This is a genomic window from Clostridium sp. KLE 1755 (assembly GCF_000466465.2).
Taxonomy (GTDB): Bacteria; Bacillota; Clostridia; order Lachnospirales; family Lachnospiraceae; genus Eisenbergiella; species Eisenbergiella porci.
This window is the reverse complement of the sequence record NZ_KE992678.1, coordinates 5,184-21,487: the sequence shown is the minus strand read 5'-3', so window position 1 is coordinate 21,487 and position 16,304 is coordinate 5,184. Positions and strand designations below refer to the sequence as shown.

Annotated in this window: 13 protein-coding genes; 8 read left to right on the top strand and 5 right to left on the bottom strand. The window is 46.1% G+C overall.

The window, feature by feature from the left end; genetic code table 11:
- Window positions 1-18: 18 nt before the first annotated feature.
- The 5 genes from HMPREF1548_RS07025 to HMPREF1548_RS07005 all read right to left on the bottom strand — a co-directional run bounded on the left by HMPREF1548_RS07025 (window position 19) and on the right by HMPREF1548_RS07005 (window position 7,769).
- Entirely contained in the window at window positions 19-1,422 is a 1,404-nt protein-coding gene (locus HMPREF1548_RS07025; RefSeq protein ID WP_021635211.1) for a DUF4340 domain-containing protein, read from the bottom strand.
- Window positions 1,422-3,596: a DUF7088 domain-containing protein gene (locus tag HMPREF1548_RS07020; protein ID WP_021635210.1), complete on the bottom strand. Its 2,175-nt coding sequence runs from the start codon at window positions 3,594-3,596 to the stop codon at window positions 1,422-1,424. Before HMPREF1548_RS07020 ends, HMPREF1548_RS07025 begins: the two co-directional genes overlap by 1 nt.
- Window positions 3,593-4,603, bottom strand: a complete 1,011-nt coding sequence (locus HMPREF1548_RS07015; RefSeq protein WP_021635209.1) for an ABC transporter ATP-binding protein — start codon at window positions 4,601-4,603, stop codon at window positions 3,593-3,595. The genes HMPREF1548_RS07020 and HMPREF1548_RS07015 overlap by 4 nt, the downstream gene beginning before the upstream one ends.
- An 87-nt stretch (window positions 4,604-4,690) precedes the next feature.
- On the bottom strand, window positions 4,691-6,244 hold the full coding sequence (locus HMPREF1548_RS07010) for a GH35 family beta-galactosidase (RefSeq protein WP_021635208.1): 1,554 nt from the start codon (window positions 6,242-6,244) through the stop codon (window positions 4,691-4,693).
- Between the two features lie 28 nt (window positions 6,245-6,272).
- Window positions 6,273-7,769, bottom strand: a complete 1,497-nt coding sequence (locus HMPREF1548_RS07005; protein WP_021635207.1) for a GH39 family glycosyl hydrolase — start codon at window positions 7,767-7,769, stop codon at window positions 6,273-6,275.
- A 280-nt stretch (window positions 7,770-8,049) separates the two neighbouring features.
- Between HMPREF1548_RS07005 and HMPREF1548_RS07000 the strand changes: the two genes are divergently transcribed.
- The 8 genes from HMPREF1548_RS07000 to HMPREF1548_RS06960 all read left to right on the top strand — a co-directional run.
- Window positions 8,050-8,913 (top strand): AraC family transcriptional regulator, encoded by an 864-nt coding sequence (locus HMPREF1548_RS07000; RefSeq protein ID WP_353612043.1) that lies wholly within the window; start codon window positions 8,050-8,052, stop codon window positions 8,911-8,913.
- A 297-nt stretch (window positions 8,914-9,210) separates the two neighbouring features.
- Complete coding sequence (locus tag HMPREF1548_RS06995; RefSeq protein ID WP_035321456.1) at window positions 9,211-10,611, top strand: extracellular solute-binding protein; 1,401 nt, start codon at window positions 9,211-9,213, stop codon at window positions 10,609-10,611.
- 148 nt (window positions 10,612-10,759) lie between these two features.
- Window positions 10,760-11,665 (top strand): carbohydrate ABC transporter permease, encoded by a 906-nt coding sequence (locus tag HMPREF1548_RS06990; RefSeq protein WP_021635203.1) that lies wholly within the window; start codon window positions 10,760-10,762, stop codon window positions 11,663-11,665.
- A gap of 18 nt (window positions 11,666-11,683) precedes the next feature.
- Window positions 11,684-12,544 (top strand): carbohydrate ABC transporter permease, encoded by an 861-nt coding sequence (locus HMPREF1548_RS06985; protein ID WP_035321455.1) that lies wholly within the window; start codon window positions 11,684-11,686, stop codon window positions 12,542-12,544.
- 256 nt (window positions 12,545-12,800) lie between these two features.
- Window positions 12,801-13,493 (top strand): response regulator transcription factor, encoded by a 693-nt coding sequence (locus HMPREF1548_RS06980; RefSeq protein WP_021635199.1) that lies wholly within the window; start codon window positions 12,801-12,803, stop codon window positions 13,491-13,493.
- Window positions 13,481-14,566, top strand: a complete 1,086-nt coding sequence (locus HMPREF1548_RS06975) for a HAMP domain-containing sensor histidine kinase (RefSeq protein WP_021635198.1) — start codon at window positions 13,481-13,483, stop codon at window positions 14,564-14,566. The genes HMPREF1548_RS06980 and HMPREF1548_RS06975 overlap by 13 nt, the downstream gene beginning before the upstream one ends.
- 208 nt (window positions 14,567-14,774) lie before the next feature.
- Window positions 14,775-15,713 carry an ABC transporter ATP-binding protein gene (locus HMPREF1548_RS06965; RefSeq protein ID WP_021635196.1) on the top strand — a complete coding sequence of 313 codons (939 nt, stop codon included), beginning with the start codon at window positions 14,775-14,777 and terminating at the stop codon, window positions 15,711-15,713.
- Window positions 15,706-16,304 (top strand): ABC transporter permease (locus HMPREF1548_RS06960; RefSeq protein ID WP_035321454.1); only part of this gene is annotated, 599 nt, incomplete at its 3' end. The genes HMPREF1548_RS06965 and HMPREF1548_RS06960, both read left to right, overlap by 8 nt.

The following is a 16,304-nucleotide window of genomic DNA, read 5'->3' as shown; positions in this document are numbered from 1 at the left end:
CGTTAAGTCCATTCACAGTTACCAATTCGTATCTATTCTTTCTCCTGCCAGCAGATGGGATAGTTCCATCCGAAGCTTTTCCAGATAGGCCATACGTCCCTCAAAATCTGATTCTCCATTCACCACTATTCCCATTCTCCTGGCATCCTCCAACTGATACGCTTCCACTGTATCGCCAGTTCCATCCTGGTAGACATACTCAATTCTCATCACAGGTGTTCCTTCATGGGTATTTGTATTAATTTTTTCTATATCTACCTCCAGCAGAAAGGAATAAAAGCTTCGGAAAAGAGCCTCATCTACTTCCTGTCCGTTTACTGTAACACGCAGTTGTTCATCATCCCGTCCATTTTCACCTCGCATCAGAAGAAATAAAAATTCTTCCTCTCCCAGCTTCAGCTTCACCTGTTCCACCTTATTAATATCAGGAAGCAGCGCCAGTTCAAAAAATAAATCATCCGCGTCTGCATACAGGAAAGCCAGCTTATCTTCTGCTATTGTATACAACAGTTTAGAGCTGCTGCATATCATATATCTTTCTGTCCCATCTTCCACTGCAGCTCCTATGGTAAAAATATCCGTCACTCCATCATGGCATACCGTCATAACCATAACCGGATGATCCAGTCCATACGCCGCAGCTTCTGTATCCTGATACCACCCTTTTACGCTGTCCGCCGAAAATCCAAGCAGGGAACCAACCTCCTCATTCATCACCTTCAGTGAGGTTTTCACATGAATAGGACTGGTAAGTTCATAAGATGAGGTATAAGCCTGCTCCGGTTCCTCCGAAACCCTGATCCGAAGCGGTTCCTCCAAATCCGGCCTTTCAATCATGATTTCCGTAAGCCTCTCCGTCATTCTTTCCGCAGAAGAATCAAATGCGGGGATCAGGGAAGTGTCAAAATAAACAAAAGGAGAATATAACATCCAGTCCCCCTTCCCCTTTATGATGGAAAAAAGACCTTTTTCTCCTTCTTTACAGACATACCAGGAAGAAGTTCCTTCATTAAAGGATCCCAGATACAGTATAGTCTCCCCAAAGCTTCCCTGAATGCTCACCTTTGCCTCCGGCGTCTCCAGTCCATATACCTTTCTGTCAAAGGTATCCTCATAGATGATTTCCGCCTGTATAGTCAAAAGATTTCTCACTGCTGTCTCCAGGCGGCCCTCGTCCATTTCATAGCCCTCATAGCCAGTAAGCTTCCATTCGTTTCCATTTTTTACAATGTTGTAATTTCCTTCTCTATTTTCTATGCTAATTCCACTGACTTCTCCGGAAACAAAATCTGTCAGCATACAGGTTCCCCCTGAAGCTTCCATTTTTTCTTCTTCTCCCCGGGAAAGAAGGAATACAAGCACCGCAGATAAAATTATAAGGGTAATGCTAAGACCGAACAGCATATTCTTTTTTCCAGCCATTATAATCTCCTCCTGCGGACAGATACTGCGATACCTGTTACAAAACAAATACCGGGCAAAAGAATTCCCAGAACTATAGATACTGCGGTGTAGGAAGATTGGGTGATCTGCAACGGCTCCGATGCAAAGCTTACGCTGGGAATGCTAATCCCCCTCTGCTTTCCTGCCAGAGAATTGATAAGCTCCACGGTGAAATCTTTATTATTAAAGCTGCTGCTCACTGTCTGTGACGAAGTGAACATGGCTGTCGAAGCAAATGCCACAACATTAGAATGGTGTTCCTGTGTACCAATATATTTCAGACGGTCACCGATAACTGCAATTCCCAATCCTCGATTTATCGAAGGATTTCCTCCATTTATCGGAGGATTTTCTTTCCTTTCTCCGGTCAGTTCCCCGGTATCCAATTGATACAACGTGCAGCTTTCCGGTGCCCTCACAAGATACTGCGCAGTTCTGTTATCCTTTTCCTCCCATAGTATACTGAGCGGTCTGCAATAATAGCCTACAAAAAGCAGAGACGGATTTTTAACCTGGGAAAGATACGGCTGCGCCGCTTCCTCAAAGGCTGCCCCGAACATGAAGCCCTGCTTATCATATATATTCTTTTGATTTGTTTCTACTATAATGCTGTTCCCGATACCGATACCCCATTCTGAAAGAAAGCTCTCAAGGTTTGGCAGCTTCGGCTGGTTATGAGAGGCCACATAAATCAGTTTTTTTCCAAAGTTCCCCTCATTGTCCAGAAAACGATCCAGCTTTTCCAGCTCCTGCGCCGTATAGTCCGTCATTGGGGCAAACAGAAAGGCAATCTCTGCCTCCGGATCAATATCCTCCGTCACCATATTCTGTTCCGTAATTACATAATTATTTTCTTCCAGATAATTGACGATATCCGCGCAGCCTGTCTCGGAATGACCGGTAAGCACCGATACCCGCAGAACGGAATCTTCCGTAACGTAAAGGATTCCCGAGGTCAGCACCTGTTCTGCCTTTGATTTATAGGTATAGCTGTAATTGGAGTAATTCATTTCGGTCTCCACACAATCGTTGAGTGAAACCATTTTAATCCTTTTATCAGACTTTATAATGATGCTGTTGTTCTGTATCCCATAATCGGAATATTCAGCAGCAAGCTCCGGTTCCTTTAACAAATCGGCAAACCGGACCTGTATTCCCGCATTATGTCTTGCATACCCCTTAAGGATTTCATCCGTCTGCTTTCCATATTCTGTACTTCTCAAGTCCTCTTCATTATGGCATACAATAATTTCCACTGGCTGTGTCAATGGTTCCACAATGTTCAGGGAATCCTCTGAAAGCTCATACATACTGTTTTCTGTCAAATCCATTGGGGGAAGCATATCCATAAGAAGGGTAAATATCATATTAAAAACAACCACCACGGCTATGAATACAACCGTTACGGTTACGGAAAACGCCGCATTCTTAATCCTTTTGTTTGCCGTCCATCGATTCTTATCCAAAACCCTTACTGTCAAAAACAGAAATACCAGCGTCACACTCAGGAAAAATACAACATGGGGCAGCTTCAGAAGCCCCGCTGTAAAATCATAATATCTTTGAGAAAAGGACAGAGCCGACAACGGCTTTTCCAGGAAAGAAAGCCCGGAGGGAAGCATTCCCCCCAAGCCGTCCAAAAGCATGATAAAGAGCATGCATGCAAAAGTCCCCACTGCCGCCAGCACCTGGCTTTCCGTCAGGGAGGATACGAACAGCCCAATGGCGAGAAGCGAGGCGCCCAGCAGAAGCAGGCCAAGAAAATTTCCCAGAAAGATACTCCAAAGTGCAGAGGAAAAAGAGCTTAATACCGCGAAATAAATTACACAGACCGAAACTCCCAATACAAACAATGTATATGCTGCAAAAAATTTCCCCGCCACAATTCCATTCAGGGAAACCGGAGCTGTCATAAGGGCCTGATCGGTACGCATTCTTTTTTCTTCCGATAATAGCCTCATTGTAAACAGAGGCAGTGTCAACAGGACTACCACATACATATTGGAAAAAATACCTGATATATCGTTAGTGCCGTAATACTGTATCTGCATGAGCAAAAACTGCCCTCCGAACAAATAATATACGGCAAGACAAACATATCCCAGGGGATTTTTAAAATAAGAAGACAGTTCCTTGGTATATACTGCGCTCATTTTCTCTCCCCCTTTTCTTTTCCCGATTGATTTTCCCTGTAATTCGCTGCTGTCAGTTTAATAAAAATATCTTCCAGCTTCATCTCTCTGCTCTCAAGTCCCAGTAATCTCCAGCCATGTCCTGCCACACAGTCATAAACAGCACGGCGGACAGGGGTTTTTCCATCCGTCTCAAGCAAATAGGAAAACACATTATCTTCCACACTTCTTTCAAAGCTCACATCCCTTACCCCATTAATTGTCCTCAGACTTTCCGTAACCTCCTGGCGCGGCCCCTCCACCAATAACCTGAAGCTCCCCTGCCTGGAACCGTTTCCTTTTCTGTCCTCTGAGGTTCCCAGCTTTCTGGACAGGTTTTCTTCCGTATCATCAGCTGCCAGCCGGCCTTCGTTAATAATAATAATCCTGCCGCACACCGCCTGGATTTCCGGCAGGATATGAGAGGATAAAATTACAGTATGCTTTTTCCCCAGTTTACGGATCAATGCTCTGATTTCTATCATCTGATTAGGATCCAGCCCAACCGTCGGTTCATCAAGAATCAGTATTTTCGGATCTCCGATCATTGCCTGTGCTATTCCAACACGCTGTTTGTAGCCCTTGGAAAGATTCCGGATCAGCCTTTTTCGTACTTCTGTAATTCTCACCTGCTGACATATTCCGGTAATATGCTCTTCTCTCGTTCCGCCGCAGGATACCTTTTTCAGACGGTACATAAACCGCAAATATTCATCTACTGTCATATCCATGTATAAAGGGGGAATTTCCGGCAGATATCCAATACATTTCTTGGCTTCCATGGGATTCTCAACCATATCCATACCGTTAATTCTTATCTCTCCTGACGAGGCGGACAGGTATCCGGTAAGCATATTCATAGTTGTGGATTTACCGGCGCCGTTCGGCCCCAGGAATCCCAGTATTTCCCCTTCCTTCACAGTAAACGAGATATTATCTACGGCCAGCTTATCCCCATAGTATTTCGTCAGATTTTTTACTTCAATCAAATCCGTTTCCTCCGCCTTGTCACTTTTAACTCCTTGTGCAGCAAATGTGCAGCTCCGACTGAATGGTTACCTTTTTTACCCGTCCGGTTATGACTTGTGTACGCAGATTCTTACATACTTTGTTTCTGCCATATCTTTAAGAGCCATATCGTTCAGTTCATCCCCATTCAGCACTCGTCCTCTTTCCCATTTGCCTTCTTTGAATTTGCCCTCTTCCAGGCTTACAATTGTAATATATGTATTACTTCCCTTTTTCGGCAAAGGGGTAAACCGCACCTGACAGCCTGATATATAAAAACCGTTTTCCTCTCTGAAAATAATTCCGGCACTGCCCGGCTGCCCTGTTTTCCCAGGGAGATAATCCAGCTGAATATCATAACCATCCATAGAAATAATGGTTCCCTTTTCGTAAGGATTCCTTCTGATAAAACCGGTCATCCGGTCTGTTCCCCGCCATTTCAGCAGGAGCGGATAAAGTTCATTCAGAACCTGATAGCTCCTTACAAGATAAGGTCCGGTCCCCCGGCAGGAAAACCCATCCACTTCTATATTCAGTGCAGCAAGAAGCGAAGCTTCCGGCCCTTCCATCTCCTCCTTCAGGAAATCTTCTACGGCAAACGGTGAAAATCCAATAGCATTCATTCCGCCCAAAGCATAAAAGGCATTGGATGCAGTAACCGGATCTCTTCTCGCCTCCGGAATAAACAGCGTATTTCCGCACACACTGTATTCCTCACATACGCCTTTCAGATCAGGCAGATAAATATCCGGTGCTATCAGATCAAGAGAAGGAGCTGCTTTCTTCCAGAGAGGAATCAGTTTGCCAACAGGTCCTCCTGAAGGATAGCATCCCGGCCGGTCAGGGTGCTGTTCCAGCCAGGCATTCACATACATTGGCAGAGGATAAATGTTTTTTCCCGCTGACGCGATTTCTTCCACATCCTTTGCGTAATGATAAGCCATAAAATATTCCGGCGCATCTTCGCCCAATACTTGTTCCCAACTGCCATCCTTTCCATACAGCTCACGGATTTCCTCCGGCACTGTTTTTTTATATTCTTCCTGCGCTGTCTCAGAATAATCCCTTTCCGCCTTCAGAAAGCCGATTTCATTTTCCACCTGAACCATAATGACAGTTTGTTCTTTCTCATCCTTTTCACGCAGAAACTTCATTAGCCTGCAGAATGCCTTTTTGTCTGCTTCCACAGCTTCCCTGCAGAAAGGAGAAACCGTATTGGATGGTCTTCCTGTCCCATAGCATGCCCTGAAAAAACGCCTGTCATCTTCTTTTACCCATGAAGGTACATAAAAACTTTCCCCGTTTTTCCATAAACCGAACCATAATAATACAACTCTTACCTTTTCTCTCCTGACTTGCGAAAGAATACCATCCAGAAGCGTAAAATCGAAACAGCCCTCCCGGGCTTCTATACTCTCCCAGGCCACCGGCAGTATCACAGTGTTCATCTTAAACTGACGAATATATGGCCAGACCTCCTTTTCCATAAATTCCAGACTGGAGGAAGAAGAATTATGAAGTTCTCCCCCCAGTATCAGAAAGGGCTCGCCCTGTACATATAATACCGGAATTCCATTGGAATCCGGCGCAATACAGGGAATTCTTTTTTTTACTGTTTCCATATCCTGCTCCTATCTGCGCATATTCCTTTCATTGAAAATGAATAAGCGCCACCCCATATTCAGGAATATCAAATTCTACATTGATTCCAGTTTCTGTTTTCTGTACAACAAGTGTTTCTCTTCCGATTACGGATGCCTGATACAGCCTTTCCAATTGATCTGCATCCGGATATTCCGGACATCCCATTTCCTCCCACAGCTTTCTTGGATTTCCATGCTCCTCATCAATCCGAAAAATTTCTGCGCAGGAAATATCGCAGTTATCTATACTAAGCTCAATAGTTTCTTTTACGACCGGCTGTTCCAGGATCTGCTGATTATATGCGAGAACACAAAGACCGCCGTCACACCCTGATGCCGCAAGCATTCCCACGGTTCCCTGTTCTTCCGTCACAGGATATCTTTCACCGCCCAACTGATGAAGCAGTTCAAGGGCACGGTAAGTTGGCTTTGGTATTCCATGTACTGTCTGCAGCCCAAATCCGCCGTGATATTCTCCGCAATGCTGCGCATGCTCCTCGAAAATATCCGTAAAGGTCCAGAAGGAATATGCATCTACCAGGCCGATATTATCAATTATGGTCTTCGTTACAAGTGCTGCACTGTATGGATAATCATGTACATCATCCGGCAGAGATGCTGAGGTATTCCATTCCGTATAATAAAGCGGATAAGCTCCGGCTTCCTTCCTGGCTCTTTCCGTCATCTCTTTTAAAATTCCCCTCCGATAGACAGTTGCCTGCTTACGTATCTCCTCCGAATTGCCCTCTTCGGCTTTTCTTTCTATATCGGCAAAGAAATCCTCCAGACTCATTCCGCTGTTCCAGAGCGGATCATCCGTAGGATAATGATGTGTAGATATAAAATCCAGAGGTACCCTGTTCTGCGCACAATAATCGATCAACTCAGGTATCCACGCATTGATAGCAGTTGCCGGCCCTCCAACCTGCAGCTGTGCGTCCACGGACTTAATTGCCCTGACCGTATGTTCATAAAGAGTAAAATAATCCTTTTGATCTCCGGCAAAAAAGAATTTCAGATTAGGTTCGTTCCATACCTCAAAATACCACTGGCGCACTTCAGCCAGACCATATCTGCTGATGAAATGTCTCATCATTTTTACAATAAATTCATCCCAGACCTGATAATCTTTTGGTACCGTAACATTTCCCCGATAGTGGAAACAGGTTTGGGTACCGGAAGCAAAAGGCGTAGGCATAAACCCTATTTCCATAAAAGGCTTCATCCCTATGCTCAGAAGGAAATCAAATATATTATCAATATTAAAGAAATTATAAGTATACTCCCCCGGCCTGTTTTCCTGTACCACACACATATCATCATCAAGGATTCCATGGAATCTGACATACTGAAAACCTATATCTCCTGCCGCTTGTTTAAGCTGTTTTCTGTAATCCTCACGAAGCGCCGTATAACCATGGCAAGACCCCACACATTTTTCCCAATAATGCGAAAAAGCTGTTCTTGGCGCTTCCGCGTCCACATAAAATTTCAGTGTCCCCATAAAATTAAACCTCCCATTCTCCAATACAAACCGGCCATAACCCCAGACACAGTAAGTATCATTTTATTTTCACAGTTACAATCTAATGATATTAAAACACACAGGTTTTATATAGTTATTAATTTGTCCAGTTTTAGTCCTATTTTGCTGGACAGCAATGCTTCACTCTGCTAAAATGAGTACGGTTAGACCGGACACATTTTCCCATGCGGAGGGATTTATATGATATATCAGGAAACATATCAGGCGGGCGGGGATCCCACCAAACTTAATATAAGCGGTGTGCTCTACACTCATAATTTATCTACATTTTTACCCCCCCCCGGTGCCGAAACGTAACGGTTTCCCGTCACATTGTCACTCCTTCTATGAAATGGATTATACAATAGAAGGGATTTCTCAATTCGAATTTGAAAACAGGGTTGTCGATGTAGCTCCCGGCTCCTTAGTTTTTATTCCCCCTCTTACCATGCATTCCATTAAAAATGACAGCCGAAACAGTAATTTTATTTTGCAGTTTTCATCCCGCCTGCTGTTAAACACTCTCAGCAGCATGGAAGAGCACTGCATTTTGATACCGTCTGGAATTCTCAAGGACAGAGGCTCCCTCCGGATTGTTTCCGGCACTGCCATAGATAAAATGATTCATGAACTGATAGAAAACGTCCCAACCATTCTTTTACCTGTTCCCGAAGATGAAGTGCAGCTCGCCGGGTATCCCTGTCAACAGGAAATCAGATTGAGCGCGGCCCTGCTATCCCTGCTTTCCGTTCTCCTGGATTCAGGTCTTCTCCGGATCGAAAGCACCGAGCTTAATACCTCCAGTCTTGCCAAAATGCAGATGCTGCTCAGCAGGCTGATCAGTCATCCTGAAGACAAGCTCTCTATGGAGGATGCAGCAGCTCTTACCAATATGAGCTACTCCAATTTCTGCCGTTCCTTTAAGAGCACAATTGGTTATTCTTATGTTGATTTCTGTAATGTAGTACGGATTCATCGTGCCCAGGAGCTTCTTCTGCATTCTCAAATGTCAGTTACCGAAATTTCCGAACTCCTTAACTTTGGTTCCATCAGTTATTTCAACAGGATTTTCAAAAAACATACCGGCTGTACACCTCTCACCTATCGTTCTTCGCGTCGATAATATTACATGATTGTTCAACAGTTCAGTGCAATATCAGCTCAGTTCTGCTGAATGAATACAATATTTCCTTGTTTATTTCATAATCCATACCGTTTTTAGTCATTTTTACACGCAAAAGCAAAATAAGACTAAAATTAAGCAAAATAAATTGTAGATAATGTGTCCAAATATATTTATAGTATAAATATGTTTTGGGCACTTTTCACAATCCCAAAAAGCAATCTGTTATGCAGCCGTCCACAAAATTTTATCTATTTCGCCGGCCGTATTAACACAAAGAAAAGGAGAGGATTTGTTATGACAAGAGTATCAAAAAAGGTCCTGGCAGTGCTTTTATGTTCTGCTATGCTGACCGCTATGACAGGATGCGGTTCTTCCACTACTGCAGATTCCGGCAACGCTCCTGCCCCTGCCGCTGAATCTGCTGCCCCCGCTGCAGCCACGGATGGAGCATCGACAGACACCGCAGCAGCAGCTTCCGGCGTTGAGCTTTCCGGAGACCTGGATATCTGGGCATGGGGCGCAGATGATGAAGCAAAAGCCAGAGAAGGGGCTATTGAAATCTTTATCAGCGAGCATCCTGAACTGAATATTACCTATACCATCATTCCCACAGCCGACAGTGTTTGGGATCAGAAAGCGGCCGCTGCGCTGTCTTCCGGTTCCGCTGGCGATGTAATGCAGATGAGTCCTGATTATTATGGAATGAATACGGAATATTACATTGACCTGAATCCCTATGTAGAGGCAGAAGGCGTAAATCTGGATGATGTCCTGGTTCCCGGCGTTATTGACGGTTATTATGATTCTGACGGAAAGCTGGAAGGCTTCCCTCTCCTGGCAAACTGCTTTGTTATGGCGTACAACAAGGATATGTTTGATGCGGCAGGCGTTGCTTATCCGGAAGATGGCTGGACCATGGAAGACCTGGCTGACTGGGGACAGGCCTTTGCTAAAGGGGATGGCGCCAATAAAACCTATGGACTTGTAAAACACTGGGTTATGAACAACGTTATGGTTTATGCCTGCGGCGGCACTCCTTACAGTGATGACCTTTCCACATCCCATATGGGAACCCCTGAAATTGTTGATTCCCTGACGCTGTATAAGAAATTGATCGATACCGGTGTTATCCCTGATGATACAGCACAGAAGACTATTCCTGCAGAAACACTCTTTGTTTCCGGGAAATCCGCTATGTATCCCTGCGGCGGTTTTGAAACCATTACTGTAACCAATGATGCAGATGAAAATGGTATTAATATCGGCTTCTGCAAGATGCCAAGCGATAAAAACGGCAAAGAAATCAATGTGCAGTATGCTACTGGCTGGGCAATTACAACTACAAGTAAAAATCCTGATGCAGGCTGGCAGTTCCTGAAGGAATCCGCCTATGCAAACGATGAAATGGCAAAACAGACAGCAATCTGTGGTATGCCTTCCAACAAAAATGTAGCTGAAAGCTATTATGCAGATATTAGCTTCAAGGGCGAAGGTTTAAATAACAGTTATTATGTTGAACATATGGGCAGCACCCATCTGAACCCGTTTGGAGGAACTCTTGCTTCTACAGGTAATATATGGACTACCATGGTAGAAGCCGTACTCCTTGATAATCAGGATCCTCAGGCGGTTGTTGATCAGTATGCTCCTCAGATTGAAAAAGAATTTGCAGGTTATTCCTTTAATAAAAAATAATTAATAAATTCCGTCGGGTATCTGTAAAACTTTTTTATGCAGAGGGGGATTTTCCTCCTCTGCAATTTTTAACTTAGATGCAAAGGAGTAAGATTTCCCTGTTCGCAGAGGACTGGCATTTTACCCCACAAAACTAGGAGGAATTTGTATGAAAGAAAAAAAGAAGAAAAAAATTTCCGGCATTCAAAAAAGAAATAATCTTAATTTTTATCTGTACATATCTCCATGGCTCTTATTTTTCCTGGTTCTGACAGTTTATCCCATGATTAAATCTTTCATTCTGGCCTTTACGGATTCCAGCTTTAACGGACAAGGTAAGTTTATTGGCCTTGAAAACTTTGTACAGGCGTTTACTATGGATCCCAGGTTTTGGGCGGCATTTAAAAATACGATATGCTATGTATTAATGTATGTTCCGCTCAGTCTGGTGCTTTCCTTCTTCCTGGGATGGCTTTTAAGCCGAAATGTTAAGTTCCTGGGGTTCTGGCGTACTGTTTTTTATCTTCCCTATATTACGGCTGGTGTAGCGGTAACTATTCTCTGGGGATGGATTTTCAACGGCACCTATGGCGTTATCAATTACCTTCTTTCCCTGTTTGGGATTCAGGGACCTAACTGGCTTGGGGACAAACGCCTGGCGCTGGGTTGTATTGTAGTTATGTGTCTTTGGTCTTTAGGAAATCAGATTCTGATTATGCTGGCAGGAATACAGGATATTCCTGATTCTTACTATGAAAGTGCCAAAATTGACGGAGCCAGCACCTTGAGACAGGTTTTTGCCATTACACTGCCGCTTTCCACTCCTACAATTTTCTTCAATCTGGTTATCGGCGTTATCTCTGCATTCCAGCTGTTTAACCAGCCTTACATCCTCACTCAGGGAGGTCCGGTTAATTCGACAGTGACCGTAGCCATGCTTATTTTCCAAAACGCTTTCCAGTATGGCAAGATGGGCTATGCATCCTGTATCGCATGGTGTCTGTTCATAGTCATTATGATTTTCACCGGCATTATCGAATTCACACAAAACAAGTGGGTATTCTATGATAACTAAAACGAAAGGAGAATGATTATGAGCAATCGCCGACCTATGTCAAAAACAGCAGCAAGACGCATCAGTATGACTATCACATACATTATCCTCGCCTTATGCGCTATAATATGTATTTTCCCGTTTTTCTGGATGCTGACCACCGCATTTAAATCAACAGCTGAGGCGTATCTGTTCCCGCCAACTTTCATTCCTAAAAAATGGCTTTTCTCCAATTTTACGAACGGACTGCAGGCAGCTGATTTTGCAACCTTTACCAAAAATACTGTTTTCCTGGTTATAGTCAATACCGTGACAACAGTCATTTCTTCCGCATTCGTTGCCTATGGCTTTGCCAGATTCCCGGCCAATGGTTCAAAATTCTGGTATACCTGTCTGATGGCAACAATGATGCTGCCTGGGCAGGTAACCCTGATTCCTCAGTACCTGCTGTATTATAAAATGGGTATGGTGGATACCTATTGGCCGCTTATCATTCCCTCGCTGTTCGGCGGAGGCGCCTACAATATATTCCTGTACCGCCAGTTCTTCCTTTCACTGCCGAAGGAACTTAATGAAGCCGCCACCATTGACGGTGCCAGTTCATTCCAGACCTTTATTTACATCATGATGCCTGCCGTCAAACCCGTTTCCATGTGTGTGGGAGTCATGTCCCTGGTATATAACTGGAATGATTTCTTTCAGCCTTTAATTTATCTGAACTCTACCAGAAAATTTACGGTAGCCATCGGACTTCAATTCTTGAATTCCTCAATGGGAACTACAAAAATTGGCCAGATGATGGCTGTGGCCGTAGTTATGACGATTCCGGTATTGTTGATTTTCTTCGTCTGTCAGAAATACTTTGTACAGGGAATTAAGATGCAGGGAATCAAAGGATAAGTGCAACGTTTCCTTTCTTTCAAAATTATGGACACTTTATATGAACATTAAAAAGCAAATCACTGGTGCGGCCGGCGGTTTGCTTTTTTTATACTTTTTCAGCCTCTATAGTTTATTTATCAATATTTTCAAGACTTTCTCTCTTTACACGGCCTGTTTTATGCTATAATTCAATATCCCAAATTTGATAAAAACCAGATAATTACCTGCTATCATAAAAGAAACCCTCCCACCCAGGAAAGGACCGAAACTCCCCATGGAAAAAAAGCTTCCAAATAAAAAGAAAATTCTCATCATAGACGACGAACAGGATATCACAGAAATGCTGAGCTCCTTCTTTCAAAGCAGGGGCTATGAAGCCATAACCGCAGGCAGCGCTTCCCAGGCCCTGCGGCAGGTAGAGACCCGTCCTGACCTCATTCTTCTTGACATCAATATGCCCGGAGAAGACGGCTTCAGCCTATGCGGGAAAATCCGGGACTTCATCAACTGCCCCATCCTGTTTCTGACCGCCCGGGTGGAGGACGCGGATAAGGTGAGGGCCTTCCTGGCGGGCGGCGATGACTATATTGTAAAGCCCTTTTCACTTCTGGAGCTGGAGGCCCGCGTAGCTGCCCATCTGCGCAGGGAACAACGAAACGCCGCTTCCTCCCTGGTAAAATTCACGGACAGCCTGGTCATCGACTATGGCAGAAGAAAGGTCTTTTCCTCCGGCCGGGAGCTTCCCCTCGCCAAAAAAGATTTTGCCATTGTCAGCCTGCTTTCCCAAAATCCCCGCCAGGTCTTTGATCGGGAACGCATTTACGAACGAATCTGGGGATATGACGCCGAAGGCAGCAGTACCGTTGTGGCGGAGCATATCCGCAAAATACGCAGCGTATTTGAGGAATACGGCTGTAAGGATTATATTGAAACCATATGGGGAGTGGGATATACATGGAAAGAATAAAACGCACTTTCAAAAAACTTACTATTAAAAAAAGCTTTGCCCTCCTTATCCTGCTTTTCCTTCTGCTGGATATCTTTTTATGCCTGGCAACAGCAGGCCTGCTTCAGCTCCTTCCGGGAAAATACTATGCGCTGTCCTCCCCTCTCATAGTCTGCCTCTATTCCGCCCTCTGTCTGGCTTCCGCCGCCTGTCTCTTCTATAAATGCAAGCTGGAGGAACCGGTACGGCTGATCAAGGAGGCCGCCGCCAGAATCGGCAGGCAGGATCTGGATTTCCGCCTTTCCTATGACAGCAACGATGAAATGGGCGAGCTTTGCCGCAGCGTGGAAAGCATGCGCCTTGCCCTGGAAGATAATTACCATCTTCTGTGGAGCCAGGCGGAAGAAAAAAAGCGCATTAACGCCGCCTTTGCCCACGATATGCGCACGCCGCTCACCATAATCAAGGGCTACCTGGAATTCCAGGAGCTGTCCGCAGGCAGCCTGTCTCCCAAAGATCTGCAGAAGCAGGCCGCAGTAATGAAAAAACACCTTGCCCGCATGGAAAACTACATAGAGGCCATGAATTCCCTTGCGACGCCGGACGGCATCCGGGCTATCCCTTCCCTCATCCGCCCCCGAAAGCTGGAGGAGGAACTCTTCCGTACAGCAACCATGCTCTGCGAACGGCTTCACAAGTCCCTTGTCCCGGAATCGCAGCTTCCCGGCTCTCCCCTGTCCGCCGATCCCGAAATCATCTCCCGTGTTCTGGACAATATCCTCAGCAATGCCGCCGCACACGCCTCCTGCACCGTCACTTTACGACTCTCCCTGAAGCAGGGCGCCCTGCTGGCGGAGGTTTCCGACGACGGTCCGGGATTTACCACAGCCGCTCTGGAAAAAGGCTGTGATCCCTTTTTTACCGAAGCCAGGGATAACGGGCACCAGGGACTTGGACTCTACACCAGCCGCCTGCTCTGCCTTGCCCACCATGGCAGCCTGACACTTGCCAATAACCCGGAAGGCGGCGCCCGGGTAGCCGCCTCTTTTCTGCTGTTCCAGGATCCAAAGGCACCGCAAAAAGCGGGGGAGTAAAGACTGTCCGCGGCCTCTTCCCCCTCAAATGCCGCCGCGTTTTACAATTCTGCCTCTTCTCATTGAACCGCTGCCGGGGATTTCCTCATTCTGATATTTTTCCAAAACCAGATAAAAAGTTGAAAGAATGCCTGTATACTGATAACAACCGCAGCAGTCAGGCTGTCCAAGCTGCTGCGGGCAATCGCAGAAAGGAAACGGCATTCTTATGAACTATATCATCGAAACCCAAAATCTGACCAAATGCTACGGAGAACACGCCGCTGTCCGGGATGTATCCCTGCACGTCCCCCAGGGCGCAATTTACGGCCTTCTGGGAAGAAACGGCGCCGGGAAAACTACGGTTATGAAAATGCTTTTAGGCCTGGCCCGCCCAACCTCCGGCTCCATCCTTCTCTTCGGCCGCCCCGTGAAGGGCTTTCCCCGGGACATTTACAGCCGCATCGGAAGCAGTATCGAAGCTCCCGGCTTTTATCCCCACATGACGGCAAAGGAAAATCTCACCATCTTCTCCCGTCTGACAGGGAAGCCGGATCCGTCCCGGATAGAGCAGGCCCTTGATACGGTGGGTCTTTCCTCTGACAGCCAAAAAACCTTTTCCCAATATTCCCTGGGAATGAAGCAGCGGCTGGCCCTGGCCAACGCCCTTCTTAAAAGTCCCCGGCTCCTGATTCTGGATGAGCCTGCCAACGGCCTCGATCCTATCGGAATCGCAGAGCTGCGCTCCCTGTTGAAGCGGTTGAGCGAAAAAGAGGGCAGGACCATCCTGTTATCCAGCCATCAGCTGACGGAAATGGAACAGCTATCGGACTTTACAGGCGTCCTGCATGAAGGCCGCCTTGTGGAGGAATGCTCCCGGGAGGAGCTTGCGCAGATGGAGAAAAAATATATCCGGCTGTGCGTTTCCGCCCCTGACAGGGCGCTTCTTTTTATCAGGAATACCTGTTCCCCGGATGGCCCGGAGCGCATTCTGCCCAACGTAATTCAGCCGGATGGCTCCATCCACTTATACGGCACAGGCTGGAAACCCGCCGCCATCAACAGAAAGCTGCTGGAAGCCGGCTTTGAAGTAACCGAACTGACACGCTGCGCCGGTTCGCTGGAGGAGCATTTTAAAAGCATTACAGGAGGTGTGGGAATTGCATAACATCCTTGCGGCAGAACTCATGAAACTGAAGAAAAATAAAATGGCGGGAACCGGCACGCTGCTTCTGTGCGCCATACCGGTTCTCGCCATGATAAAAAAGATATTGATTGATAAGGACAGCATCGGTTTACAGGAATGGTATCTCACCATTTTCCTGCTTCAGACTATTGCGCTGCCCGTAGTAAACGGCTTCGTGCTGACCAGTCTGATCCAGCGGGAATATCAGGACTGCACCCTGCGTAATACCCTGTGCGCCCCGGTTTCCAGATCCGCCTTTCTGCTTTCCAAAACCGTGATCTGGTTCCTGTGGTTCTTTCTGTCAGCCTCCGCAGCCATGCTGCTTTCGCTCTCCGGCGCCCGCCTGCTGTTTCCCTCCGGCTTTGGTACGGACGAACTTCTTTTAATTGCAGGGCAGCTCACACAGCAGGCGCTTCTGGTTTTTCTTACATCCCTTCCCGCCCTCTGGATAGCCGTCAGCCAGCGGGCCGCCTTCTATCCCGCCCTGCTTGCGGTCCTGGGCTTTGCCATCCTGGAAACAGCCGGTATGCAGGTGAGCGTGGAGTGGCTGCTTCCGGCCAGCCTCTGTCCCTG